We start from the raw sequence: 23,272 nt of genomic DNA, 5'->3' as shown, positions 1-23,272 counted from the left end.
GGCCCTCCGCCATCGCGGTCGTAGACTGGACCCTGCGCTTTTTCCGAGAGGAGTCCCGTGAGCGGACATTCCAAGTGGGCCACCACGAAGCACAAGAAGGCCGTCATCGACGCCCGTCGTGCGAAGTCGTGGGCGAAGCTCATCAAGAACATCGAGGTCGCCGCCAAGCTGGGCGGCGCCGACCTGCAGGGCAACCCGACCCTCTTCGACGCCGTGCTCAAGGCCAAGAAGACGTCGGTGCCCAAGGACAACATCGACCGCGCCATCAAGCGCGGCGCGGGCATCGGCGGCGAGTCGGTCGAGTACACCTCGATCATGTACGAGGCCTACGGGCCCAACGGTGTGGCGCTCATGGTCGAGTGTCTGACGGACAACAAGAACCGTGCCGCCGCCGAGGTCCGCACGGCGCTCACCCGAAACGGCGGCACCCTCGCCGATCCGGGCTCCGTGGCCTACAACTTCACCCGCAAGGGCGTCATCGTCGTCTCCGGCGAGGGCACCACCGAGGACGACCTCATGATGGCGGCACTCGAGGCCGGCGCCGAGGAGATCGAGCCCCGCGCCGAGGGATTCGAGGTCGTGACCGAGGCATCCGACCTCGTCTCGGTGCGCACCGCGCTGACCGACGCCGGGATCGAGTACGACTCCGCCGACGTCGAGTTCGTCCCGAATCTGAAGGTCGAGATCGACGCCGAGACCGCGCGCAAGATCTTCCGCCTGATCGACGCCCTCGAGGACAGCGACGACGTGCAGAACGTCTACGCCAACTTCGACCTCACCCCCGAGGTGCAGGCCGAGCTCGAATCCGACGACGAGGACTGAGTCCGCAGGCGCGCCGACGAGCGGATGCCGCATCTCCCGCCTAGCGTGGGGGAGTGGCATCCGCTCTTCGTGTCCTCGGCGTCGACCCAGGACTCACCCGCTGCGGCGTGGGGGTGGTCGATGTGCGTGCGGACCGGTCGGCGTCGCTCGTGCACGTCGGGGTCGTGCGATCGGCACCCGACGCCCCGATCGAGCAGCGGCTCGCCACCATCGCAGCCGGTATCCGTGCGGTGATCGCGGAGCACGGTCCCGACGTGCTGGCGGTCGAGCGGGTGTTCGCGCAGCAGAACCGGAGCACGGTGATGGGCACGGCGCAGGCCAGCGGGATCGCCCTGTTGCTCGCCGCAGAGCACGGCTTGCCCGCCGCAACGCACACTCCCTCCGAGGTGAAGGCGGCGATCACGGGCTACGGCAACGCCGAGAAGCTCCAGGTGCAGACGATGGTGGCCCGCGTGCTGCGGCTCGACGCCCTGCCCCAGCCGGCGGACGCCGCCGATGCGCTCGCGCTCGCGCTCTGCCATGCCTGGCGACGCGGCCCGGCCGCCGCACCCGGGGCAACGAACCTCACCCCGGCGCAACGGGCGTGGGCGGCGGCCGAGAAGGCGGCCCGTCGCTGACTCCGTCCCGAGGCGTGTCGCTCGAACATACCTCCGAACGCGCGTCTAGGCTCGAGGCATGATCTCCTCGCTGCGCGGCCGTGTGCTGCACCTCGAACCGGACTCGGTCGTCATCGACGTGCACGGGGTCGGGTACTCGGTCGACGTGACGGCGCAGCATGCGCGTCAGCTGCACCTCGGTGACGAGGTCTTCGTGCACACCTCGATGATCGTCCGAGAGGACGCCATGCTCCTGTTCGGGTTCGAGGACCGGTCCGAGCTCGACGTGTTCGGTCACCTGCTGAGCGTCTCCGGGGTCGGCCCCAAGTCCGCTCTCGGAGTGCTCTCGGCGCTCACGGTGGACCAGATCGCCACCGCGGTCGCCGATGAGGACGACGCACCGTTCCGTCGGGTCTCGGGCATCGGTCCGAAGACCGCGAAGCTGATCGTCGTGCAGCTCGCCGGCAAGCTCACGGCACCGACCCGTACGGCACCAGGGGTGTCCGCGGCCCCGGGCCTCGGCGCCCAACTCACCGCAGCGCTCGTCGCCCTGGGGTGGAGCGAGCGCGTCGCGACCGAGACCGCCGAGAACGTCCTGGCGGAGGCGCCGGCGGGAGCCACCGTGCCGGCGCTGCTGAAGCTGGCCCTCGCCCACCTCGGCCCGGCGAGAGCGGAGCGCACCGGTGTCTGAGGCCCACGACCAGCGCCTGCCCGCGGACGAGAGCGAGCTCGCCGTCGAGGGAGCCCTGCGTCCCGCGTCGCTCGCCGAGTTCATCGGTCAGATGAAGGTGCGCGGTCAGCTGCAGTTGCTCTTGGATGCCGCCCGCATCCAGCAGCGGCCCGCCGACCACATCCTGCTCTCGGGCCCGCCGGGCCTCGGCAAGACGACGTTGGCGATGATCGTGGCGCACGAGAGCGAACGCCCGCTGCGCATGTCGAGCGGCCCCGCGATCCAGCACGCCGGTGACCTGGCGGCGTTGCTGTCGAGCCTGGTCCCGGGCGAGGTGCTCTTCATCGACGAGATCCACCGCATGGCGCGCTCGGCCGAGGAGATGCTGTACCTCGCGATGGAGGACTTCCGGATCGACATCATGGTCGGCAAGGGCGCGGGAGCCACCAGCATCCCGCTCGATCTCGCACCCTTCACCCTCGTCGGCGCCACGACGCGGTCGGGCCTGCTCCCGAACCCGCTGCGCGATCGGTTCGGGTTCACCGCCCACCTCGAGTACTACGAACCCCTCGAGCTCGAACAGGTGATCGCCCGCTCGGCGGTGATGCTCGATGTCGACCTTCCCGCGGCATCCCGTGCCGAGATCGCCCGTCGGTCACGCGGAACGCCCCGCATCGCCAATCGGCTGTTGCGCCGCGTGCGGGACTACGTCGTGGTCCACGGCGGCTCGTCGACGCAGGCCACGACGTCCGACGTCTCTGCCGCGCTCGAGCTCTATGACGTCGACGACCTGGGGCTGGACCGACTCGACCGCGCCGTCCTCGACGCACTCGTCCGCCGCTTCCGGGGCGGTCCCGTGGGACTGAACACCCTCGCCGTCACCGTGGGAGAGGAAGCCGACACGATCGAGTCGGTCGTCGAGCCGTATCTCGTCCGCATCGGGTTCGTGGGACGCACGCCCCGCGGCCGGGTCGCGACCCCCGAGGCGTACGCCCACCTGGGCATCCCCCGTCACGACGGGGCGCTGACCCTCGATGACCTATAATCGCTGAAGGCTTCGGCCTCCCACTCTCTTCGCCGCATCGCTGCGGCGTGCCCACCCGAAAGGCGGACACCCGTTCATGTTGCTTCTCTCCCAGCAGAACACCACGCAGGCCACCGGAGGCAACTTCTTCACGGACTACGGCCTGCTCATCCTGCTGGCGGGTCTGCTCGTCTTCATGTTCATCAGCTCGCGCCGTCGCTCGAAGCGGATGAAGGAGGAGCAGGAGAAGAAGGCCCTGCAGATGGTCCCGGGCGTGAAGGTGCTCCTCCAGGGCGGTCTTTACGGCACCATCGTCGAGTACGACCCGACCGACCTCTCCAAGCCCGCGCACGTCGAACTCGCCCCGGGAATGGTCGTCGAGGTCCACAGCCAGGCGATCCTGCGTGCTGTCGAGGAAGAGGAGCCGGTGATCGATGAGACCGAGCAGGTCCCCGGCGACGACGTGATCGTCTCGCGCGACGAGACCGACGCGGAGGCCCGTCCCGCCGACGGAACGCCCGACGCGGACGACAAGCCCAAGGCCTGATCTCACCGCTCCGGCGGCCCCTGACGAAAGTTCCCTCCGTGGCTTCATCCACCCCCGTCCGTCGCGCGTGGCGCGCTCTGATCGGACTTCTGGCCCTCACGGCCGTCCTCTTCGGCGTGAACGCCGCCGGCGTGTATCTGTTCGAGCGGAGTTCGTGGGTCCCCGAGCTCGCCCTCGACCTGCAGGGTGGCACGCAGATCATCCTTCAGGCGCAGACGGAGGACGGTGCCCAGCCCACCGCCGATCAGATGCAGCAGGCGGTCTCGATCATCCGTCAGCGTGTGGATGCCTCGGGTGTCGGCGAGACCGACATCACCACGCAGGCCGGCAACCAGATCGTGGTCCAGTTGCCGGGTATCGCCGATCAGGAGACCCGCGACCGCATCGGACGTTCCGCACAGATGCAGCTCCGGGCTGTCCTCTACACAGCGGCGCCGAGCAACACCTTCGTCGGCGACGACGGCAACGAGACGCCGTATCCGACCCCCGGTCCGTCGCTCAACTCCACGCCGACACCGTCGCCGACCAACGGCAGCGACCTGTCGTGGGCGACGGAGGAGGTCCAGGCCGAGTTCCTGGCGTACGACTGCGCGAATCCCGCGAACGACCCGGCCCAGCAGCCCGCCGGCGAACCACTCATCACGTGCGACGCCGACGGATCGGCGAAGTACCTCCTCGGTCCCGTCGAGCTGGACGGCTCCGCGATCTCCGACGCGACGAACGGTCTGAACTCGCAGAACGGTCAGTGGGCCGTCAACATCGTCTTCGACAGCGCCGGCACCGAGACCTTCGGTGAGATCAGCCAGCGCCTGTTCAACCTGCAGTCGCCGCAGAACCAGTTCGCCTTCGTGCTCGACGGCGAGGTCATCTCGGCTCCCTCGATGAACGCCGTCATCACCGACGGCAAGCCGCAGATCACCGGCAACTTCGACCAGGACACGTCGAAGACGCTCGCCGACCAGCTCAAGTACGGCGCCCTCCCGCTGAGCTTCGAGGTCCAGAGCAGCAACGCGATCTCCGCCACCCTGGGTTCGCAGCAGCTGCTCATCGGCCTCGTCGCCGGACTCATCGGACTCGCGCTCGTCGCCGTGTACTCCCTGGTGGTCTACCGCGCACTCGGCTCGGTGATCATCGCATCGCTCGCGGTGATGGGCATCCTCACGTACATCACGCTGTGCATCCTCGCCTGGCGGATGGGCTTCCGCCTGTCCCTCGCGGGTGTCGCGGGCCTCATCGTGACGATCGGCTTCACCGCCGACTCGTTCATCGTCTACTTCGAGCGCATCCGAGACGAGCTCCGCGACGGCAAGTCGATCACGAGTGCCGTCGAGGACGGGTGGGCGCGCGCGAAGCGGACCATCTACATCTCGAAGTCGATCAACATCCTCGCCGCCGTCGTGTTGTACATCCTCGCCGACGCCACGGTGAAGGGCTTCGCGTTCACGCTGGGCCTGACGACCGTGATCGACGTCCTGATCTTCGTGCTCTTCACGCACCCGGTCCTGCAGCTGCTGGCACGGACGTCGTTCTTCGGCGGCGGGCACAAGCTGTCGGGCCTCGACCCGAGCGCGCTCGGCGCGGTCTACCGCGGTCGTGCACAGTTCCGTGCGCCGGTCGCCGCAGGCGGCACATCACAGGCCGAGAAGAGGTCGTCACGGTCCCGGGGTGAGGCGGTCCGCCGTCAGACGATCGCCGAGCGCAAGCTCGCGCAGCAGAGCGGCGATACCCGCTCGGCAGGGGAGGGGGACGACTGATGCGCTCCATGAACGATTTCGGTAACGACCTGTACACCGGGAAGGTCTCCTTCCCCTTCGTGGGCCGTCGTCGACTCTGGTTCCTCATCGCGGCCATCCTCGTGATCGGCTCGGCGCTCGTGCCCGTCTTCCGCCCCATCCAGTTCTCGATCGAGTTCACCGGTGGATCGCAGTTCACGGTGAACGACGTCGCCTCCCCGGATCAGCTGCTGGCGACCGATGCGGTGCAGTCCGTCGTCCCGGATGCCGCGACCCGCGTCACGACGGTCGGCGACGACGCGCTGCGCATCCAGACCGACCAGCTGGGCGAGCTGGAGACGCGCGAAGTCACCGACGCGCTCGTCAGCACGTTCGGCGTGTCGGAGGACAGTGTCAGCTCGTCCTTCATCGGTCCGAGCTGGGGTGAGAGCGTGACACGGCAGTCGCTGTGGGGCCTCGTGATCTTCCTGGTCCTGACCTTCCTCATCCTGGCGCTCTACTTCCGCACCTGGAAGATGTCCGTCGCGGCGATGATCGGGCTCGTCGACGTGCTCGTCGTCACCGTCGGGGTCTACGCGCTGTTCGGGTTCGAGATCTCTCCCGCTGCCGTCATCGGATTCCTCACGATCCTGTCCTACTCGCTCTACGACACCACGGTCGTGTTCGACAAGATCCGCGAGAACACCTTCGAGGACGGGGAGAAGTCCGGCCGCACATTCGGCGAGTCCGTCAACCTCGCGGTCAACCAGACCCTCGTCCGCTCGATCAACACGACGGTCGTGGCCGTGCTGCCGACCGGTGCGATCCTCTTCATCGGCGCCCTGTGGCTCGGTGCTCAGACGCTCACCGACATCTCGCTCTCGATCTTCGTCGGAACGATCGTTGCGGCCTACTCGACGCTGTTCGTCGCGGCTCCGCTGTACTCGCTCCTGCGCGAGAACGAGTCCGATCTGAAGACGCGCGACCAGCGTGTGATCGAGGCCCGTTCGGCCGCCGTCGCCGCGGTCTGAGCCGCATGCGCGCGGGCGTAGGATTGACCTCCAGTTCCACGCGCGGGCGGACAGAGGGGAGGCGATCGCATGGCTGAAGCGGTCACTCCCACGGGGACCGCCACCGGCGGTCAGTCACTCCGCCGGTTGGTCCCGCGGATCTTCTCGCGCGCCCCCTCACGGGATGCGCTCGAGGAGCTCATGCGGACGGTGCGGATGCACCATCCCAAGGGTGACATCGCGATCGTCGAGCGGGCCTATCGGACTGCGGCCAAGGCGCACGCCTCGCAGAAGCGTCAGAGCGGCGAGCCGTACATCACGCACCCCCTGGCCGTCGCGCAGATCCTCGCGGAGCTCGGCCTCGGACCGCGCGCCATCGCGGCAGCGCTCCTGCACGACACCGTCGAGGACACCGACTACTCGCTCGACCAGTTGACCGCCGACTTCGGTGACGAAGTCGCCATGCTCGTCGACGGCGTGACGAAGCTCGACAAGGTCAAGTACGGCGACGCCGCGCAGGCCGAGACGGTCCGGAAGATGATCGTCGCGATGTCGAAGGACATCCGGGTCCTCCTGATCAAGCTCGCCGACCGGCTGCACAATGCGCGGACGTGGGGTTTCGTGCCCCCCGAGAAGGCGGCCAAGAAGGCACGCGAGACCCTCGAGATCTACGCCCCGCTGGCGCACCGTCTCGGCATCCAGACCGCGAAGAGCGAACTCGAGGATCTGTCGTTCGCCGTCCTGCACCCGAAGCTCTACGCCGAGATCGACTCGCTCGTGAAGCAGCGCACGCCGCAACGCGAGCAGTACGTGCACACCGTGATCGACGCCGTGGAGACCGACCTGCGGGATCTGCGCATCCGCGGGCGCGTGATGGGCCGCCCCAAGCAGCTGTACTCGGTGTACCAGAAGATGGTCGTCCGGGGTCGCGAGTTCGACGACATCTACGACCTCATCGGGATTCGGATCATGGTGAACACCGTCCGAGACTGCTACGCGGTCCTCGGCGCGATCCACGCCCGCTGGACACCCATCCCGGGCCGCTTCAAGGACTACATCGCCACGCCGAAGTTCAACCTGTACCAGTCCCTGCACACGACGGTGATCGGTCCTGGTGGTCGCACGGTCGAGATCCAGATCCGCACGCACGAGATGCATCAGCAGGCCGAGTACGGCGTCGCGGCGCACTGGAAGTACAAGGAGCAGATCGCCGGCGGCAAGGCCGACTCCAAAGCCATCGACCAGGACATGGCGTGGCTCGCCCACATCTCCGACTGGCAGGCCGAGACGGCCGATCCCGGCGAGTTCCTCGACTCGCTGCGATTCGAGATCGGGGCGAAGGAGGTCTACGTCTTCACGCCCAAGGGACGTGTGATCGGCCTCCCCGCCGGCGCGACCCCCGTCGACTTCGCCTACGCCGTGCACACCGAGATCGGTCACCGCACGATGGGCGCGAAGGTCAACGGCCGCCTCGTGCCGCTGGAGTCCGAACTGCACTCGGGTGACGTCGTCGAGGTGTTCACCTCGAAGAATCCGGATGCCGGGCCGAGCCAGGACTGGCTGGCGTTCGTCAAGAGCACCCGCGCCCGCAACAAGATCCGCGGGTGGTTCACGAAGGAACGCCGCGACGAGGCGGTCGAGCAGGGCAAGGACGCGATCGCTCGCGCGATGCGGCGGCAGAACCTGCCCCTGCAGCGTCTGATGAACCAGGACTCGTTCACCGCTGTCGCGCACCAGCTGCGCTACGAGGACGTCACCGCCCTCTACGCCGCGGTGGGCGAAGGGCACGTGTCGACCCAGTCCGTGATCGAGAAGGTCACCGCCCTGGTGCGCTCGGAGGAAGAGGACACCTCCACGGGACCGATCGACCTGCCGGCTGTCGGCCGTTCGAAGGCCCCGCGGGGTGGCGACTCGGGCGTGCTGGTCCGGGGTGCCCCCGACATCCTCGTGAAGCTTGCGAAGTGCTGCACACCGGTGCCGGGAGACGAGATCGTCGGCTTCGTGACACGGGGGAGCGGCGTGTCGGTCCACCGCGCGGACTGCACCAACGCGGCCGCGCTGCGCGATCAGCCGGATCGCCTGATCGAGGTCTCGTGGGCGCCGACGTCGAAGAGCGTCTTCCTCGTCCACATCCAGGTCGAGGCACTGGACCGGTCGGGACTGCTCAGCGACATCACCCGCGTGCTGAGCGAGCACCACGTGAACATCCTCTCGGCATCCGTCCAGACGACGAACGATCGTCTGGCGCTCAGTCGGTACGTCTTCGAGATGGGCGACACGGTTCATCTCGACCGTGTGCTGAACGCGGTCCGGCGTATCGACGCCGTGTACGACGTCTACCGCGTCACCTCCTCCTGACGCCTGCGCAGTTCGGCCGCGGCGGCCCGCTTGTGGTGGACCGGGCCCGCCTCCCGGATCCAGGTGACAGCCTCGTCGAGGAGCTCGGGGCGCCACGCGAGCACGTCGTCGACCAGGCATGAGGAGGCGCCTTCCGCGACGACGTCGCGGACGAGGTCGACGAGTGTGCGGACGGGGGTCGTCACTGCGACGCCGCTGATCATCTGGAGATCGGATGCCGGCAGCTCGACGTCACGGAACCGGATCCGAGCGTCCACGGGGAAGGCGGCCCGCGTCCGCGCCGCTCGTTGCAGGGTATGGATCAGCGGGGGATCGGGGATCGCGCCGTGCACCCAGGCCGCGCTGGCATGGGTGACGGCGCGGTGGAGACCGGTGACTCCGCGAAAGGAAGCCGCCCGCAGTTCGCGAGTCTCGACGGCGTCGGCAGGCATGTAGGCCTCGCCGATCTCGACGAGATCGCCGTCGAGCCGTGCCGCTGTGAGCTCCGCAGTCGACAGACGGTCGCCCGAGAAGTACAGAAAGGGCCACATGGTGGCAGTCTGCGACATCCCGGCGTCACCGAACGGCCGTGCCGGGGCTCTGTGGAGAACCCCGAACTCTCCGACGATGTGTGCGGGAGGGCTATCAGCCGCCGAGGGCGCGCAACCAGCCCTTGCGGGCCTCGAGCGCGTCCTTGGCCTTGGCGATCGCCGCCTTGTCCTTCGAGGCCTCCGCGACGGCGAGTTCGTCCTCCAGCTTGGAGATCGCGTCCTGGAGCTGGCTCGTCATGTCGTTCTGACGTGCCTTCGTCTCGGGGTTGTTGCGCTTCCAGTCCTCGTCCTCGCGCGCCTTGAGGGCGGTCTCGACCTTGCGCAGCTGGTCGTCCAACCCGCGCTCGGTGTCGCGCGGGAAGACCCGACCGATCTCGTCCCACTGCCGCTGGATGTTCGTGAGGAGGGCACGCGCCTTCGCGTTGTCCTTCTCCTTCGCGACCCCGGCTGCCTCCTCGAGGAGGGCGCGCTTGGCCTCGATCTTCTCCTTGGACGCCTCGACGTCGGCGTTCTCGCGTTCGATGCGGGCACCGTAAAGGACGTCGCCGGCCGCTTTGAAGCGCGCCCACAGCGCGTCATCGGCCTTCTTGCCCGCACGACCGGCGGACTTCCACTGGTCGAGGAGCGAGCGATACGCGGCGATGCCGTCCTCGCCCTGCGGCGCGAGGGCCTCGGCACGTTCGACCAGCCGGGTCTTCGCGTCCCGCGCGGCCTTGTGCTGATCGTCGAGGCTCGAGTAGAACTCGCGGCGGTTCTTGTCGATGATCGCCCGCGCGTCGCGGAATCGCTTCCACAACTGCTGTCCGACCGACTTGGGCAGACGCGGGCCGCTGCTCTGGTGCTCCTGCCACCGGGCGAACAGCGCGGCGACGTCGGCGGTCGTCTGCTTCCACTGGATGGACCGGGGATCCTTGGCGGCGATCGCCTCGATCTCGGCGACGATCGACTCGCGCTCGACCACGGCGGCATCCACGGCAGCCCGCTGCGCCTGCGCCTCCTCGGCGCTCGCCTCGGACAGCGTGCCCTCGAGCGCGGTCACGCGTGCCTCGAGCGAGGCGAGGTCGCCGACGGCGGCGGCGCCGTCCAGGCGCCCGCGGATCGTGCGCGCCGTCGCTCGCAGATCGGATGCCGATGCTCCACCGCGACGGTGACGCACCTCGAGCAGGGTCACCTCGGACGCGAGGTCGGAGAACTTGCGCTCGTAGTAGGCCAGAGCCTCTTCGGGAGTGCCGTCGGGGTACTGCCCGACGACACGCCACTCGTCGCCCTCGCGGACGGAGACGGTGCCGTCGTCGTCGACGCGGCCCCACGGCTGGGTCTCGGCGGATTCAGGGGTGGCGGAACTCACGGGGGTCACCTCGTCGGCGGCATGCGCCGCATGGGGGTCGGATTAGTGACTCAGCCTAGTACGGCAGTCACGGGGTCGGAGAGGGGGTGGGTGTGCCCGACGGCGACGCAGGCGGCGTCGGTGATCCGCTGACGTCGGGGGTGGGGGTCCCGCTCGGCGCGACCGGTGCGGTCGGGGTCGGAGCGGGCTCGGGCAAGCCGGGTCCGACGGTGTAGTAGGCGATCTGGGCACCGAGGAGGGCGACGATGAGCACACCGCCGGCGAATGCCGCGACCAGGTTGTCCCGCCGCCGTCGCCGGATGACGGAGTCGTGGAAACGGCGCCGAGCCTCATAGAGGCGGGCGCGCTCACGCTCGTGCGCGCTGTCGCGCCCCTTGCTCCTACCCGCTGCCACGGCGACCCTCCCGTCGGTGCCGCGCGCTGCCGCGCGACCCCCTGCACATTATTCAGTCCGGGGCATCCGTTCCAAACCAACGGCCCCGCGGTGTCGGTGGTGGCGATTAGCCTGGGGGGATGGCCCAGAGTGACGCGCTTTTCCGTGGAGCGACGCCTCTGGCCGTGAGGATGCGCCCTGCCTCGCTGGACGAGGTGGCCGGGCAGACGCACCTGCTGCGCCCGGGATCACCCCTGGTCGCCCTCGCCGACCCGGGGCGCGCGACCACCGGTGCCGTGTCCGTGATCCTCTGGGGGCCGCCCGGAACCGGCAAGACCACGCTCGCACAGGCGATCGCCCGGACGTCGGGCCGGCGCTTCGTGGAACTTTCGGCCGTAACGGCCGGGGTGAAGGACGTCCGTGAGGTCATGCAGGAGGCGATGACCCAGCGCGACCTCTACGGGACGTCGACGATCCTCTTCCTCGATGAGATCCATCGCTTCACGAAGGCGCAGCAGGACGCTCTCCTGCCCGGCGTCGAGAACGGCTGGGTCATCCTCATCGCGGCGACCACCGAGAACCCCTCGTTCTCCGTCATCTCACCGCTGCTGTCACGTTCGCTCCTGCTCACCCTGCAGCCGCTGACCGACGCGGACCTCGGGATGCTCATCGATCGGGCGGTGAGCGACCCTCGCGGCCTTGCGGGCGCCGTCGCACTCTCCGATGACGCGCGCGCCGCACTCGTCCATCTCGCGTCCGGCGATGCGCGCCGCGCGCTGACCTCGTTGGAGGCGGCTGCGGCGATGGCGGAGCCCGGCGAGGAGGCACCCGTCATCACCGCCGAGCATGTGGCGCAGGCCGTCGACCGCGCCCTCCTGCGGTACGACCGGCAAGGCGACGAGCACTACGACGTCATCAGCGCCTTCATCAAGTCGATCCGCGGATCCGACCCGGATGCCGCGATGCACTACCTCGCCCGCATGATCGAAGCAGGGGAGGACCCGCGTTTCATCGCCCGACGCCTGGTGATCTCGGCCGCGGAGGACATCGGCCTCGCCGACCCGCAGGCCCTGCAGATCGCGGTCGCCGCCGCCGACGCCGTGGCCTTCATCGGGATGCCCGAGGGGCGCATCCCGCTCGCCGAGGCGACGGCGTACCTCGCGACGACGGCGAAGTCGAACGCGGCCTACAGCGCGATCAACGCCGCCATCGCCGACGTGCGCGCCGGCGGCTTCGGTCGGGTTCCGGTGCATCTGCGCGACGCGCACTACGCCGGCGCGAAGCGTCTGGGTCACGGCAAGGGGTACGTGTATCCGCACGATCTCGACGTCGGCGTCGCGACGCAGCAGTATCTGCCCGACGAACTGCGGGGTCGCCGGTACTACGAACCGACGTCCCGAGGCGTCGAGCGCGACATCTCGGCCCGTCTCGAGAAGATCCGGAAGATCCTCGGTGACTGACGAGGAGGCGGAGCTCAGCATCCAGGCGGTGTGGGATGTCGCGGACAACGAGCTGCCGGACGAGCTGCGCGCGGCGATGACCGAGGCGCTCTCCGTGCACGCCGTCGGCGAGGCGCGGGCGCTGTTCGAGCGCGCGTCGGTCGAGGACTTCCTCGGTGAGGAGGCGGCGGCGATCCCCCTGTACCGCCGAGCGCTGGATGCGGGTCTTCACGACCCCTTTCGGAGTCAGGCCGTCATTCAGCTCGCGAGTTCGCTTCGGAACGTGGGTGACCCGTCCGGCGCGATTGCAGCGCTCAAAGGTCTCGACCCCTCCGATCCGCTGTCCGCTGCGGCTGCCGGGTTCGAGGCCCTGGCGCTCCATGACGACGACAAGCCGGTGCGCGCTCTTCGCACGGCGCTCGGAGCGCTCGCGGGCGAGGTGCCTCTCTACGGCCGCGCGCTGCGCGCGTACGCCGCCGACCTCCGCGCCCGTCCCCGCATCCGAGTGATCGCGGTCGGGGTGCTGATCCACGACGGCCACGTCCTCGCCGAGGAGTACACCGCGACCGCCGGCCGTCCCGCGTTCCTGCGCGCACCGGGCGGAGGGGTGCAGCCCGGGGAGGCCGCAGAAGCGGCCGTCCGTCGAGAGATTGCAGAGGAGCTGGGCGCGCGGGTCACCGAGACCCGCCTTCTCGGTGTGCTCGAGAACATCTTCGACAACGAAGGCACGCTCGGGCACGAGATCGCGTACGTCTTTGAGCTGCGCAGCGCCGATCTCGAGGCGCTCCCACGCGACGATCGTCTGCCGGTCCTGGACGGCGAGACCACTGTCGGGTGGTACCGGCTGGACGACGTGTCGGGGGAGTCGCCGCCCTTCTACCCGCCGGGAGCCCTCGATCTCGCTCGCGACCGGGGATGATCCCGCCCGTCTGTTAGACTTGACCGGCTCGAAACCGTGTTTTCGGGCATCCTCTTCTCTCTTTCCCACCTTTCGGCGTGCCCCGGCGTGCAGTCCGGAAGGGCGAGAGACGGCGATACGCCCGTGAGCCGTGAAAGACATGGCCACGTCATGGAAGGAAGATTTCGTGGCAACGAAGTCCCAGGACCGCCGCAAGGTGCGCCTCTCGCGCGCCCTCGGCGTCGCACTGACCCCCAAGGCCGCCCGCTACCTCGAGAAGCGTCCCTACGCTCCGGGTGAGCACGGCCGCACCAAGCGCAAGCAGGACAGCGACTACGCCGTCCGTCTTCGCGAGAAGCAGCGTCTGCGCGAGCAGTACGGCATCCGCGAGAAGCAGCTGCGCAACACCTTCAACGAGGCTCGTCGTACCGAGGGCCTGACCGGTGAGAACCTCGTCGAGCTCCTCGAGATGCGTCTCGACGCCCTCGTGCTGCGTGCAGGCTTCGCCCGCACGACCGCACAGGCGCGCCAGCTCGTCGTGCACCGTCACATCCTCGTCGACGGCCAGCTCGTCGACCGCCCGTCCTTCCGTGTGAAGCCGGGTCAGACGATCCACGTCAAGGCCAAGAGCGAGGCCCTCGAGCCGTTCCAGGTCGCAGCCGCCGGCGGTCACGCCGAGGTCCTGCCCCCGGTTCCGGGTTACCTGTCGGTCGAGCTCGACAAGCTCCAGGCACGTCTCGAGCGTCGCCCGAAGCGCGCCGAGGTCCCCGTGACCTGCGAAGTCCAGCTCGTCGTCGAGTACTACGCCGCGCGCTGAGCGAGGCGGAGCATCGCCAGAAGGGGCGTCGGGTTCACCCGGCGCCCCTTCTGCTTTGCACCTAACATGGTCCTCATGAAGAACGTCCTCTGGTTCCTGCTGGGCATCGCCGGCGGCTTCGTCGTGGCGCACCTGGTCAACAAGGACCCTCGAGGTCAGGAGCTGCTCTCCGAGGTCGACCTGCGGATCTCCGAGTTCACCGACCGGATGGCCGACGCCTACCGGGAGCAGGAGGCGAAGATCGACGGCATCGTCGCCGACGCAAAGGATGTCGCGGCCGACGTCGCAGGCGACGTCAAGGACGCCGCATCCGACCTCGTCGACGGCGTCGCCGCCGCAGGTCGCTCCGCGGCCGCCAAGCTCGACGACTGACCTACCCCCACATCTCCGGTCGCTTCCGTGCGGACGCGACCGATCCCGCATGCAGTTGAGGACACACGATGAAGACCGCTGAGATCGCCCGGCGCTACCTGGACTACTTCGAGAAGAAGGGGCACACGATCGTGCCCTCGGCATCCCTCGTCAGCGACGACCCGGCCCTGCTGTTCACGGTCGCCGGCATGGTCCCGTTCATCCCCTACCTCTCCGGCGACGTCCCAGCGCCCTACAAGCGCGCGGCGGACAACCAGAAGTGCATCCGCACGAACGACATCGAAGAGGTCGGCAAGACGCCGCGCCACGGGACCTTCTTCCAGATGCTCGGGAACTGGTCGTTCGGCGACTACTTCAAGGAAGGCGCGATCCGGTTCGCCTGGGAGCTGCTGACGACCTCCGAGGAGGAGGGCGGCCTCGGCTTCGATCCGAAGGACCTGTGGGTCACCGTCTACGAGGAGGACGACGAGGCGATCCAGCTCTGGCTCGAGCACTCCACACTCCAGGAGGAGCGCATCCAGCGCCTCGGCAAGGACACGAACTATTGGACGACGGGCCTGCCCGGTCCCGCCGGGCCCTGCTCCGAGATCTTCTTCGACCGCGGACCCGAGTACGGGGCCGACGGCGGCCCCGCCACCGATGACGACCGGTACGTGGAGATCTGGAACCTCGTGTTCATGCAGTACGAGATCACCAATGTCCGCTCGAAGTACGAGTTCGACATCGTCGGCGACCTGCCGGCCCAGAACATCGACACCGGTATGGGCCTCGAGCGCGTCGCCTTCATCAAGCAGGGCGTCGACAACATGTACGAGACCGATCAGGTGCGACCGGTCCTCGACAAGGCCGTCGAACTCTCGGGCAAGCGGTACGGCGAGAACCACGACGACGACGTGCGCTTCCGCGTGGTCGCCGACCACATCCGCTCTTCGCTCATGCTGCTCTCGGACGGAGTGACCCCCGCGAATGACGGTCGCGGCTACATCCTCCGGCGCCTCATGCGTCGGGCGATCCGCTCGATGCGCCTCCTCGGTGTCGACGGCCCGACCTTCGCCGAGCTCTTCGCCGTCTCACGCGACGCGATGAAGGAGTCCTACCCGGTCGTCGAGACCGACTACGCGCGCCTGGCGCAGTACGCCCTCGCCGAGGAGGCGACCTTCCTCCGCACACTCGCGAGCGGGTCCGAGATCCTCGACACCTCGATCGAGTCCGCCAAGGCGACGCAGTCGACCGCGCTCAGCGGATCGCAGGCGTTCCTGCTGCACGACACGTACGGCTTCCCGATCGACCTGACCCTCGAGATCGCCGAAGAGGCCGGTCTCAGCGTCGATCGTGCCGGTTTCGACACGCTCATGAAGGAGCAGCGCGAACGCGCCAAGGCCGACGCCCGCTCCCGCAAGGGCCAGCTGGCCGACACGAGCGTGTACCGCGACTTCCGGGCGCTCGGCGAGACGGTCTTCACCGGATACACCGACCTCGAGACCGAGTCCCGCGTGCTCGGCATCCTGATCGGCGGTGCACCCGCGGACCGCGCGTCGCAGGGCCAGATCGCCGAGGTGATCCTGGCCGAGACCGCTCTGTACGCCGAGTCCGGAGGCCAGGTCGCCGACAAGGGCGTCATCGTGGGTCCCGGCTACGAGCTCGAGGTCCTGGACGTCCAGAAGCCCGTCCCCGGCCTCGTCAGCCACACCGTCGAGGTCACCACGGGCGAGGTCGCCGTCGGTCACGCTGCGACGACCGTCGTGGATGCCGCGAACCGCCGCGCGGCCGCGCAGGCCCACTCGGCAACCCACCTCGTGCACGCCGCCCTCCGCGACACGCTCGGCAAGGGGGCGACGCAGGCCGGCTCGCTCAACCGGGCCGGCTACCTGCGCTTCGACTTCTCGTGGGGGCAGGCACTCTCACCCGAGACCCGCAGCGAGATCGAGGAGATCGCGAACAACGCCGTCCGGGACGACCTCGAGGTCACGACGCGCGTCATGTCGCTCGATGAGGCCAAGGCGGCCGGCGCGATGGCGCTGTTCGGCGAGAAGTACGGCGACCGCGTGCGCATGGTCGACATCGGCGGACCCTGGTCGCGCGAGCTGTGCGCGGGCACGCACGTCTCCTCCAGCGCGCAGGTCGGTCTCATCAACCTGGTGGGGGAGTCCTCGGTCGGCGCCTCGAACCGTCGTGTCGAGGCGCTCGTGGGGCAGGATGCCTTCCGCGAGCTCGCTGCCGAGCGCGCGATCGTCTCGCAGCTCACCTCGGGACTCAAGATCCCTCGTGATCAGCTGCCCGCGCGCATCGCGGAACTCCAGGCGAGCCTGAAGGCGGCCGAGAAGAAGATCGCCCAGTTCGAGGCGAAGGCGCTCGGCGAGCGCGTCCCGGCGCTGGCGGCATCCGCTGTTCAGGCAGCCTCGCACCGCGTGGTGGCGGAGTCGGTCGGCACGGTCGGGTCCGCGGACGACCTGCGTTCGCTCGCGCTGCAGGTCCGCGAGCGTCTCGGCACCGATGCCGCGGTGGTGGCACTCGGCGGCGAGGTCGGCGGACGTCCCGTCGTCATCGTCGCCACGAACGAGGCCGCCCGCGCCGCCGGCGCCAAGGCCGGACTGCTGGCGCGCGCGGCGGCCGGTGTCCTCGGCGGAGGCGGCGGTGGCCGCGACGACGTCGCCCAGGGCGGTGGGACGGATGCCTCGGCTCTGCCCGCGGCGTTGCAGAGCATCGTGTCGTCGCTGGAGGGCGCGACCGCGTGAGCGAGTTCCGCCGCGGGGTGCGCCTCGGAATCGACGTCGGGCGGGCCCGCGTCGGTGTCGCGCGGTGCGATCCCGACGGTCTGCTCGCCGTGCCCGTGGAGACGGTGCCGCGCGCCGAGACCTCGGTCGCCCGCATCGTCGAGATCGCCCGGGAGTACGACGCCATCGAGGTGCTGGTCGGTCTCCCGATCAGTCTCGGCGGCACGGAGACCGCCTCGACGACGGACGCGCGCGAATTCGCGACCGCGCTGGATGCGGCCCTTCAGGTGCCGGTCCGCCTTGTCGACGAGCGCCTCAGCACCGTGTCGGCGAACGCCGTTCTGCGCCAGAACGGGCGTTCGCAGAAGTCGTCTCGTAGGATTGTCGACCAGATCGCCGCGGTCGTCCTCCTTCAGCAGGCGATCGACGTCGAGAAGAGCACCGGTAACCCGGCCGGTGCGGCGCTGTAGGAGACGCAGGAGTCCACGATGCCCGAGACGCCTTCGCGCGACGACCGTTCCAGCGCCCCCGCGGACGAGGTCACGACGTCCGCCCCCGCCTCACGACGAGCCGCGCGCCAGGCGCAGCAGGCCGCCGGCGGGCCGTCGGACGGCGGGCCCGTCCCGTCGCGTCCGCAGGCCCCGCCGCGTGCACCCGTGTCCTCCACGGCTCCGATCGATGCTCTCTTCGAGGAGAAGGGCCTGGCCGCACCGTCGAGTTCCCCGAAGCGACACGACCGGGACCGACGCAAGAGCCGCGTCGCGGCCTGGGGTGTCTTCGTGGTCGTCCTCGCGATCCTCGGTGGTCTGGTCGCCGGCGGTTTCTACGTGTGGAACACGTACGAGGATCAGATCCGCGCCGTCATGGGCTGGGAGGAGCCGAAGGACTTCGAGGCGGGTCTCGCCGAAGGCGAGGCGAGCGTCACGATCGTCTCGGGCCAGACGGGCGCCGACATCTCTCAGACGCTCTTCGACGCGGGCGTCACCAAGACCTCGGACGCCTTCTACTCCTACCTGATCGACAGCGGCGAGGACCCGAACGTCCTGAAGCCCGGCGTGTACTCGCTGCAGCAGAAGATGACCTCCGAAGCGGCATTCGCGGCGCTGCTCGATCCCGCGAACAAGCAGGAGTACACCGCGCAGCTTCGCGAAGGCCTCACCGTAGCGCAGTCCGTCCCGCGCATCGCGGAGGGGATCGGGCTGCCCGTCGAGGAGGTGGAGGCCGCGGTGAAGGACCCGGCCGCCTACGGTGTGACGGCTCAGAGCCTCGAGGGCTGGCTGTTCCCCGCGACCTACACCTTCGACCCGGACGTCACGGCGACGCAGGTCATCCAGGCCATGGTCGACCGGACGGTGACGGCTCTCGACGACGCCGGCGTCCCGGCGGACCAGCGTGAGCGCATCCTGACCGTCGCGTCCATCATCGAGAAGGAAGCCCGCAAGGAGGACGACTTCTACAAGGTCTCACGCGTCATCGAGAACCGGCTCGACCCCGCGATCAGCGACACGGGCGGCAAGCTCCAGATGGACTCGACCGCGCAGTACCCGTTCGCCGACCGTGACGGCGGCACGAGCTCGCGCGCGGAGGAGCTCGAGGACGACAACCCGTGGAACACCTACGTCAACCCCGGGCTGCCCGTGACGCCGATCGCCAATCCCGGCGCACTCGCCATCACGGCGGCGATGGAGCCGGCCGAGGGTCCGTGGCAGTACTTCGTCACCGTCAACCTCGACACGGGCGAGACGGTGTTCTCCGCGACCTTCGCCGAGCATGAGAAGGCCGTCGCGCAGTACCAGCAGTGGTGCCGGGACAACCCCGACGGAGGCTGCTCCTGATCCCCGTCGCCCTGGAGGTCTGGGGCGATCCGATCGAGCACAGCCTGTCGCCGGCGATGCACCGGGCGGCGTACGCGCTGCTCGGGTGGGACTGGACGTACGGTCGACGTCGCGTGGACGAGGCGTCGTTCCCCGCCGAGCTGGCGTCCCTGGGGGCCGAGTACCGCGGGCTCTCGCTGACGATGCCGCTGAAACGCGTCGCGTTCGCGGCCGCCGCCGAACGCGACGCCCGCGCCACGCTCACGGGCGCGGCCAACACCCTCGTCCGGGCCGCCTCCGGCTGGCACGCCTTCCACACGGATGCCGGGGGCATTGTCGCCGCGTGGGCGGAGGCCGGTGTCGTGGCCGCCGAGCGGGCGCGCATCGTCGGTGCTGGGGCGACGGCATCCGCGGCCCTGGTGGCGTTGGCGGAGATGGGCGTGCGACAGGTGCAGGTCGCCGCGCGACGTCCCGAGGCGGCCGCATCCCTTCGCGACCTGGGGGAGAGGCTGCACCTCCGCGTCGATGCGGTGCCCCTCGACGCCACCGATCTTCCACCGGTGGACGTGACGATCGCGACCCTCCCGGGCGGGGTGTCGATCCACGAGACGGTCGCCGATCGACTCGCCGCCGCCGGCGGGGCCCTCATGGACGTCGTGTACGGCCACTGGCCGACGGACCTGTCGCGCGCGTGGGATCGGATCGGCGCATCCGCGCAGGGCGGGGCCGGCATGCTGCTGCATCAGGCGGTGCTGCAGATCCGTGCGTTCGCCTCCGGCCGGGTCGACGAGCCGCTGCCCCGTGAGGCAGAGGTGGTGGCCGTCATGCGGCGCGCGCTCGTGGGAGACTAGACCAATGCTCCGCGTGCTCACCGCCGGCGAATCCCACGGCCCCGAACTCGTCGCCATCATGGAGGGTCTGCCCTCCGGCGTGCCCGTCTCGCTCGACGCGATCCGCGCCGACCTCGCCCGCCGCAAACTCGGCTACGGCCGCGGTTCGCGGATGAAGTTCGAGGAGGACGAACTCCACCTCTCGGGTGGTGTGCGGCACGGGCTGTCGCTCGGCAGCCCCGTCGCGCTCCGCATCGGCAACACCGAATGGCCCAAGTGGGTCGAGGTCATGAACCCCGAGCCCGTGGAGATGACGGAGCGCTCCCGCGGCCGCGGCGCCGCGCTCACACGTCCCCGCCCCGGCCATGCCGACCTGGTCGGCATGCAGAAGTACGACTTCGACGAGGCGCGTCCGATCCTCGAGCGCGCCAGTGCGCGCGAGACCGCTGCCCGCGTCGCGCTCGGTGCGATCGCCCGAGGCTTCCTGTCGGAGCTCGGCATCCGCCTCGTGAGCCACACGCTGTCGATCGGCCCCGTGCAGGTGCCCGAGGACGCCGTGCTTCCCGGTCCCGATGACGTCGCCACCCTCGACGCCGACCCGCTGCGCTGCTTCGATCCCGCGACCTCCGAGCGCATGGTCGCCGAGGTGGACGCCGCCAAGAAGGACGGCGACACGCTCGGCGGCATCGTCGAGGTGCTCGCCTACGGCCTGCCGCCGGGGCTCGGCTCCCACGTGCACTGGGACCGTCGCCTCGACGGCAAGCTCGCCCAGGCGCTGATGAGCATCCAGGCCATCAAGGGCGTCGAGGTCGGCGACGGCTTCGAGACGACCCGCCGTCGCGGCTCCGCCGCGCACGACGAACTGTTCGCGACCGCCGACGGCATCACGCGGGCCTCCGATCGCGCCGGCGGTACCGAAGGCGGCATGTCCACCGGCACCGTGCTCCGGGTCCGCGCCGGTATGAAGCCGATCGCCACGGTCCCGCACGCGCTGCGCACCGTCGACGTCGCCACCGGTGACACCGCGGCCGCCCACCACCAGCGTTCCGACGTCTGTGCCGTCCCGGCGGCGGGCGTCGTCGCCGAGGCGATGGTCGCCATCGTGCTGGCGGATGCGGTCCTCGAGAAGTTCGGCGGCGACAGCGTGCGCGAGACGAGACGCAACCTCGAGACCTACCTCGCCGCGATCCCGGAGACGCTGAAGACGACTCCCGCGTCGGAGGCGGCCCTTCTCGCACATGACCTCGCCTGATCCTCAGGCGATCGTCCTCATCGGCCCTATGGGGGCCGGCAAGACGAGCGTCGGTCGACGGGTGGCGAAGCGGCTCGGGCTTGGCTTCACCGACACGGACGCCGCGATCGTCCGCGCACACGGCCCGATCGCCGACATCTTCGCTGAGCACGGCGAACCGCACTTCCGGGTGCTCGAGCGGGACGCCGTGGCCGCGGCCCTGGCGACCGGCGGGGTCGTGTCGCTCGGCGGGGGAGCCGTCCTCGACGAGACGACGCGGGAGCGACTGCGCCCCCACCGTGTCGCGCTGCTGACGGTCGCCCCGCGCGTCGTCGCGCGACGGCTCGGCGACGCGGCGACCCGCCCCCTGCTGACGGCGGGGGACGAGACCCCGATCGCCCGCTGGGAGCGCATCTACGCCGAGCGGCGGCCCGTCTACGAGTCGGTCGCCGACGCGACCTTCGACACCTCGTCCGGACCGCTCGAGAACATCGTGACCGCCATCGCGGAGTGGGCCGTCCCCTCCGCCGACCTCCCCGGAGCCCGCGCATGAGCCACACCACCATCAGCGTCACCGGTGCCACGCCCTACGACATCCACGTCGGTCGCGGGCTCCTCGCCGGCGTCCGCGACCACCTCGTGCCGACGGTGAAGAAGGTGCTCATCGTGCACACGCCGCGCCTCGGGGCGAAGGCCGCGGATCTGCGCGAGACGCTCCTGGCCGACGGGTCGCTCGAGGTGCTGACAGCCGAGGTGCCCGACGCCGAGGACGGCAAGCGCATCGAAGTCGCCGCATTCTGCTGGCAGGTGATGGGACAGGCCGACTTCACCCGCTCCGACGCCGTGATCGGCTTCGGCGGCGGCGCGGTCACCGACCTCGCCGGGTTCGTGGCGGCATCCTGGCTGCGCGGCGTGCAGATCGTGCAGATCCCGACGACCGTCCTGGGGATGGTCGATGCTGCCGTCGGCGGCAAGACCGGCGTCAATACGGCGGAGGGCAAGAACCTCGTGGGTGCCTTCTGGGCGCCACGCTCGGTGATCTGCGACCTCGACGTCCTCGACACGCTGCCGCGCAACGAGACCGTCGCGGGGTTCGCGGAGGTCGTCAAAGCCGGTTTCATCTGGTTCCCCGAGATCCTCGAGATCGTCGAGCGCGATCCGGAGGCGGCCGTCGACCCGACGACGGCGGAGTTCCGCCGCTGCATCGAGCTCGCCATCGAGATGAAGGCGCGGGTCGTGAGCGAGGACTTCCGCGAGGCGGGGCTCCGCGAGATCCTCAACTACGGTCACACGCTCGGGCATGCCATAGAGCACGCCGAGCGCTACCGCTGGCGTCACGGGGCGGCGATCTCGATCGGCATGATGTACGCCGCCGAGCTGTCGCGCCTCGCCGGGCGCCTGTCCGACGACGACGTCGCGCGGCACCGCCGCATCTTCGACCTGCTCGGGTTGCCCACGAGCTACCGCATGGACGGCTGGCAGAATCTGCTGGGAGTCATGCAGCGCGACAAGAAGGCACGCGGCGGGATGCTGCGCTTCATCGTCCTCGACGCCATCGGCAAACCGACGGTCATGCAGGCGCCCGATGAGTCGCTGCTGTTCGCGGCCTATCAGGAGATCGCCGCGTGACGGACCCCGTCATCCGGCGGGTCCGCCTGCAGGAATGGCGTGAGGTCCGCGACCTCCGCCTCCGGGCGCTGCGGGATCCCGCAGCACCCATCGCGTTCCTCTCCACGGTCGACGAGGCCCTGAGCCGAGACGACGCGTTCTGGCAGCAGCGGACGGCGGATGCCGCGATGGGTGAGGACGCCGCCCAATTCGTCGCCGTGGTGGGGGAGCGCTGGGTCGGGTCGGTATCCGTCCTGCTGCGCGAGGCGGGCGCGACCGACACGCTCGGTCGCAGCGTCGACGTGCCTCAGGCCGACCTCGTCGGGGTCTTCATCGACGGGAGCCACCGCGGGCGCGGCATCCTCGACGCTCTTGTGGACGCGGCATCCGTCTGGGCTGAGAGGGCGGGACCGAGCGGACTCACCCTCGACGTGCACGTCGAGAACGCTCGAGCCCGTGCGGCCTATGCGCGGCTCGGGTTCGCGCCGACGGGGCGCGAGGTCGAGACCTCGTCGGGGCGGGAGATCCAGATGCACCGCCCTGCCCGATAGGGTGCTGA

The 23,272-nt window shown here is 69.6% G+C and carries 23 protein-coding genes; 20 read left to right on the top strand and 3 right to left on the bottom strand.

Translation table 11 applies throughout. The annotated features are described in order from the left end of the window. Positions 1–57: 57 nt before the first annotated feature. The 8 genes from ACIGEP_RS05270 (at position 58) to ACIGEP_RS05235 (ending at position 8,739) form a co-directional block, all read left to right on the top strand. The gene (locus tag ACIGEP_RS05270) at positions 58–822 is read left to right on the top strand and encodes a YebC/PmpR family DNA-binding transcriptional regulator (protein WP_396660557.1); all 765 of its coding nucleotides are present in this window, start codon (positions 58–60) and stop codon (positions 820–822) included. A 53-nt stretch (positions 823–875) separates the two neighbouring features. After that, positions 876–1,439 (top strand): crossover junction endodeoxyribonuclease RuvC, encoded by a 564-nt coding sequence (ruvC, locus tag ACIGEP_RS05265; RefSeq protein WP_396660556.1) that lies wholly within the window; start codon positions 876–878, stop codon positions 1,437–1,439. Between the two features lie 58 nt (positions 1,440–1,497). Beyond that, positions 1,498–2,109 carry a Holliday junction branch migration protein RuvA gene (ruvA, locus tag ACIGEP_RS05260; RefSeq protein ID WP_396660555.1) on the top strand — a complete coding sequence of 204 codons (612 nt, stop codon included), beginning with the start codon at positions 1,498–1,500 and terminating at the stop codon, positions 2,107–2,109. After that, positions 2,102–3,133, top strand: coding sequence for a Holliday junction branch migration DNA helicase RuvB (gene ruvB, locus ACIGEP_RS05255; RefSeq protein WP_396660554.1), 1,032 nt, complete (start codon positions 2,102–2,104; stop codon positions 3,131–3,133). The genes ruvA and ruvB overlap by 8 nt, the downstream gene beginning before the upstream one ends. Before the next feature lie 76 nt (positions 3,134–3,209). Further along, on the top strand, positions 3,210–3,659 hold the full coding sequence (yajC, locus tag ACIGEP_RS05250; RefSeq protein WP_396660553.1) for a preprotein translocase subunit YajC: 450 nt from the start codon (positions 3,210–3,212) through the stop codon (positions 3,657–3,659). A gap of 38 nt (positions 3,660–3,697) precedes the next feature. Next, on the top strand, positions 3,698–5,413 hold the full coding sequence (gene secD, locus ACIGEP_RS05245) for a protein translocase subunit SecD (RefSeq protein ID WP_396660552.1): 1,716 nt from the start codon (positions 3,698–3,700) through the stop codon (positions 5,411–5,413). Continuing rightward, a complete protein-coding gene (secF, locus tag ACIGEP_RS05240; RefSeq protein ID WP_396660551.1) occupies positions 5,413–6,402 on the top strand; it encodes a protein translocase subunit SecF in 990 nt (329 codons plus the stop codon). The genes secD and secF overlap by 1 nt, the downstream gene beginning before the upstream one ends. Positions 6,403–6,471: 69 nt before the next feature. Beyond that, positions 6,472–8,739, top strand: a complete 2,268-nt coding sequence (locus tag ACIGEP_RS05235; RefSeq protein ID WP_396660550.1) for a RelA/SpoT family protein — start codon at positions 6,472–6,474, stop codon at positions 8,737–8,739. Here the strand turns inward: ACIGEP_RS05235 and ACIGEP_RS05230 are convergent. The 3 genes from ACIGEP_RS05230 to ACIGEP_RS05220 form a co-directional block, all read right to left on the bottom strand. Continuing rightward, the gene (locus ACIGEP_RS05230) at positions 8,718–9,269 is read right to left on the bottom strand and encodes an SAM-dependent methyltransferase (RefSeq protein WP_396660549.1); all 552 of its coding nucleotides are present in this window, start codon (positions 9,267–9,269) and stop codon (positions 8,718–8,720) included. The two genes, ACIGEP_RS05235 and ACIGEP_RS05230, sit on opposite strands and share 22 nt — an antisense overlap. 94 nt (positions 9,270–9,363) lie before the next feature. Further along, complete coding sequence (locus tag ACIGEP_RS05225) at positions 9,364–10,626, bottom strand: DUF349 domain-containing protein (protein WP_396660548.1); 1,263 nt, start codon at positions 10,624–10,626, stop codon at positions 9,364–9,366. A gap of 58 nt (positions 10,627–10,684) precedes the next feature. Beyond that, positions 10,685–11,011: a dioxygenase gene (locus ACIGEP_RS05220; RefSeq protein ID WP_396660547.1), complete on the bottom strand. Its 327-nt coding sequence runs from the start codon at positions 11,009–11,011 to the stop codon at positions 10,685–10,687. A 119-nt stretch (positions 11,012–11,130) separates the two neighbouring features. Between ACIGEP_RS05220 and ACIGEP_RS05215 the strand changes: the two genes are divergently transcribed. The 12 genes from ACIGEP_RS05215 to ACIGEP_RS05160 all read left to right on the top strand — a co-directional run bounded on the left by ACIGEP_RS05215 (position 11,131) and on the right by ACIGEP_RS05160 (position 23,264). Next, a complete protein-coding gene (locus ACIGEP_RS05215; RefSeq protein ID WP_396660546.1) occupies positions 11,131–12,450 on the top strand; it encodes a replication-associated recombination protein A in 1,320 nt (439 codons plus the stop codon). After that, complete coding sequence (locus tag ACIGEP_RS05210; RefSeq protein ID WP_396660545.1) at positions 12,443–13,348, top strand: tetratricopeptide repeat protein; 906 nt, start codon at positions 12,443–12,445, stop codon at positions 13,346–13,348. The genes ACIGEP_RS05215 and ACIGEP_RS05210 overlap by 8 nt, the downstream gene beginning before the upstream one ends. A gap of 139 nt (positions 13,349–13,487) precedes the next feature. Next, positions 13,488–14,144: a 30S ribosomal protein S4 gene (gene rpsD / locus ACIGEP_RS05205; RefSeq protein ID WP_396660544.1), complete on the top strand. Its 657-nt coding sequence runs from the start codon at positions 13,488–13,490 to the stop codon at positions 14,142–14,144. A 75-nt stretch (positions 14,145–14,219) separates the two neighbouring features. After that, positions 14,220–14,516: an ATPase gene (locus ACIGEP_RS05200; protein ID WP_396660543.1), complete on the top strand. Its 297-nt coding sequence runs from the start codon at positions 14,220–14,222 to the stop codon at positions 14,514–14,516. Positions 14,517–14,584: 68 nt separating this feature from the next. Continuing rightward, positions 14,585–17,251, top strand: a complete 2,667-nt coding sequence (alaS, locus tag ACIGEP_RS05195; RefSeq protein WP_396660542.1) for an alanine--tRNA ligase — start codon at positions 14,585–14,587, stop codon at positions 17,249–17,251. Further along, a complete protein-coding gene (gene ruvX / locus ACIGEP_RS05190; RefSeq protein ID WP_396660541.1) occupies positions 17,248–17,700 on the top strand; it encodes a Holliday junction resolvase RuvX in 453 nt (150 codons plus the stop codon). Before alaS ends, ruvX begins: the two co-directional genes overlap by 4 nt. Positions 17,701–17,718: 18 nt before the next feature. Then, on the top strand, positions 17,719–19,065 hold the full coding sequence (gene mltG / locus ACIGEP_RS05185; protein WP_396660540.1) for an endolytic transglycosylase MltG: 1,347 nt from the start codon (positions 17,719–17,721) through the stop codon (positions 19,063–19,065). Then, a complete protein-coding gene (locus ACIGEP_RS05180) occupies positions 19,032–19,895 on the top strand; it encodes a shikimate dehydrogenase family protein (RefSeq protein ID WP_396660539.1) in 864 nt (287 codons plus the stop codon). Before mltG ends, ACIGEP_RS05180 begins: the two co-directional genes overlap by 34 nt. Before the next feature lie 4 nt (positions 19,896–19,899). Further along, on the top strand, positions 19,900–21,126 hold the full coding sequence (aroC, locus tag ACIGEP_RS05175; protein WP_396660538.1) for a chorismate synthase: 1,227 nt from the start codon (positions 19,900–19,902) through the stop codon (positions 21,124–21,126). Further along, positions 21,113–21,658, top strand: coding sequence for a shikimate kinase (locus ACIGEP_RS05170; protein ID WP_396660537.1), 546 nt, complete (start codon positions 21,113–21,115; stop codon positions 21,656–21,658). Before aroC ends, ACIGEP_RS05170 begins: the two co-directional genes overlap by 14 nt. Next, the gene (gene aroB, locus ACIGEP_RS05165; RefSeq protein WP_396660536.1) at positions 21,655–22,734 is read left to right on the top strand and encodes a 3-dehydroquinate synthase; all 1,080 of its coding nucleotides are present in this window, start codon (positions 21,655–21,657) and stop codon (positions 22,732–22,734) included. The genes ACIGEP_RS05170 and aroB overlap by 4 nt, the downstream gene beginning before the upstream one ends. Then, positions 22,731–23,264: a GNAT family N-acetyltransferase gene (locus tag ACIGEP_RS05160; RefSeq protein WP_396660535.1), complete on the top strand. Its 534-nt coding sequence runs from the start codon at positions 22,731–22,733 to the stop codon at positions 23,262–23,264. The genes aroB and ACIGEP_RS05160 overlap by 4 nt, the downstream gene beginning before the upstream one ends. Positions 23,265–23,272: the final 8 nt, after the last annotated feature.

The organism is Microbacterium sp. NPDC077663, assembly GCF_044542795.1.
In the GTDB taxonomy this organism is placed as follows: domain Bacteria; phylum Actinomycetota; class Actinomycetes; order Actinomycetales; family Microbacteriaceae; genus Microbacterium.
The sequence above is the reverse complement of the archived record's forward strand: the minus strand, read 5'-3'. Positions and strand labels throughout refer to the sequence as shown.